At 66.3% G+C, this 2,011-nt stretch carries 2 protein-coding genes and 1 pseudogene; 2 read left to right on the top strand and 1 reads right to left on the bottom strand.

Features of this window, described 5'->3' with window-relative positions; all coding sequences use genetic code 11:
• Positions 1-222, bottom strand: a pseudogene (locus ACMO6A_RS01950) (cation:proton antiporter); the annotation flags it as partial.
• Positions 223-357: 135 nt separating this feature from the next.
• Here ACMO6A_RS01950 and ACMO6A_RS01945 point away from each other — a divergent pair.
• Positions 358-681, top strand: coding sequence for a heavy metal-binding domain-containing protein (locus ACMO6A_RS01945; RefSeq protein ID WP_009608252.1), 324 nt, complete (start codon positions 358-360; stop codon positions 679-681).
• A 12-nt stretch (positions 682-693) separates the two neighbouring features.
• Positions 694-1,620 carry an ion transporter gene (locus ACMO6A_RS01940; protein ID WP_009608260.1) on the top strand — a complete coding sequence of 309 codons (927 nt, stop codon included), beginning with the start codon at positions 694-696 and terminating at the stop codon, positions 1,618-1,620.
• Positions 1,621-2,011: the final 391 nt, after the last annotated feature.

Here is a 2,011-nt window from a genome sequence, read left to right as displayed (position 1 = left end):
GTAGCCGGCTAGCAGGAACAAAAACGCCAGGCCGAGGTCGGACAGCAGCCCTACCGCGTCGGTGAGCACGATGGCGCCCGTCATGTTCGGCCCCAGCAACGCTCCGGCGATGAGCAGGAACACCGTCTCGGGAACCAGCTTGTTGGGGATGAGTTTGGCGACGATCGGGCAGGCTGCCGCGACGAGCGCGATGATGGCGAGCGAAACGAGGTCGACGGTCATAGGTTGCCTTTCGTGCATGTTTGGCATAGGTGCAGGTAAACGTTGCTATTGTACACCCTCGGCTCCGCGCTGATCGTGGTATGCTAACGGACACGCAAAGCGCATCGGTTCGCTCGTCCGTTGAAAGGAACGCCCATGATCGTGACCACTACCCCCTCCGTCGAAGGCTACCGCATCACCGGCTACTACGGCATCGTGTTCGGCGAGGTTATCACCGGCATCAACTTCCTGCGCGATTTCGGCGCGGGCATCCGCAACATCGTGGGCGGCCGCAGCGAGGGCTACGAGCAGGAGCTTCTGCAGACCCGCAACGAGGCTCTGCAGGAGCTGGAGCAGCGTGCGGCCTCCATGGGCGCGCACGCCGTGGTGGGCGTGGACATGGATTACGAGGTGCTGGGTCAAGGCAACATGCTTATGGTGACCGCCTCCGGCACCGCCGTGACCCTCGAGCAGGCGTAAGGGGCCGACGCGATGGGCGCAGCGAGGCGAAACGCAGGGCACGCGGGGGGTGCGCGGGATGCGAAGCGCGCGCCCCGCCGCGCCCCCTCGGCGTTCAAGCGGCAGGCGTACTTTGCGCTCGAGGACGTGCGGCGCGGCAACGCCGTCGCGCGCATCGTGGGCATCGCGCTGTTCGCGCTCATCGTCGCGAACGCGATCCTCGTGTTCGCCGAGACGCAGCCCGGCATCCCGGCCGGGGTGTCGGCGGCGCTTCTGGCCTTCGGGCTGGCGTCCAGCGTGTGCTTCGGCTTGGAGTACGCTGCGCGCCTGTGGACTGCCGACCTCGTCCATCCCGACGCATCGCCCGCTCGCGCACGCATGCGCTACGCGCTGTCGCCGATGGGGATCATCGACCTGCTGGCCTTCGCGCCCGGTTTGCTCGTGCTGTTCGTGCCCGTGTCGTCCCCCATGCTGAACGCGGCTCGCATCGTCCGCCTCGTGCGCCTTATCAAGCTGTCGCGCTACATGCGCGGTCTGCGCTCCATCGCGTGCGTGTTCCGAAAGCGCCGCCCGGAGATCGTGGCGGCATTCATGGTGCTCGCCCTGCTCACCGTAACGGCCAGCGTGCTCATGTACGAAATCGAGCATCCCGTGCAGCCCGAGAAGTTCGACAGCGTGTTCACGGGCATGTACTGGGCGATGACCACCATCACCACCACGGGCTACGGCGACCTCGTGCCCGTCACGGCCGCCGGGCGCCTCGTCGGCTTCTGCACGATGCTCCTGTCAATCGGCGTGGTGGCCATTCCGGCCGGCATCTTCTCAGCTGGGTTCGTGTCCGAGTTCCGGGCTCAGGATGCGCGCGACCGGCTCGATGCCGACGCGTTGCAAGGAGGCTTCGACGAGCGCGCTGCGGAAGGCGGGCCGGCCGAAGGCGGGGAAGCGGACCGCGACGCCTAGGGAGCCTGCGTTCCCGTCAGACCCTCTGGAGCGCCGCACCCGCGCGCCTGGTCCCCGCGCGCCTGGTCCGTCCGCGTGTGATTTTTCGGCACGCGGCACCTGCGCGCGGCCAAGATGCTTCGCGTGAAACATTTGCTCTCAAGCGCCCGATTGCTTCACGTGAAATAATCGGGCGCGTCGAAGCGGGGTGCAGGGTGGAGCCCGTGTTGGCATAGGCTCTACGGCGGGTCGCCCGTGCCCCCGCTCGCGTCGCCTCTGCATGCCTCTGCATGGCAGAGATTGCACGCTATGCACGATTCGCCGCCATCGCCGTTTCTTCCGACCTGGGTTTTCTTCCTACGCCTTTGACGACGGACCCAAATAATCGTGCATAGCGTGCAATCTCTGCCAT

The organism is Eggerthella sp., from assembly GCF_048329335.1.
Lineage (GTDB): Bacteria > Actinomycetota > Coriobacteriia > Coriobacteriales > Eggerthellaceae > Eggerthella > Eggerthella lenta.
This window is presented reverse-complemented; position numbering and strand designations above follow the sequence as displayed.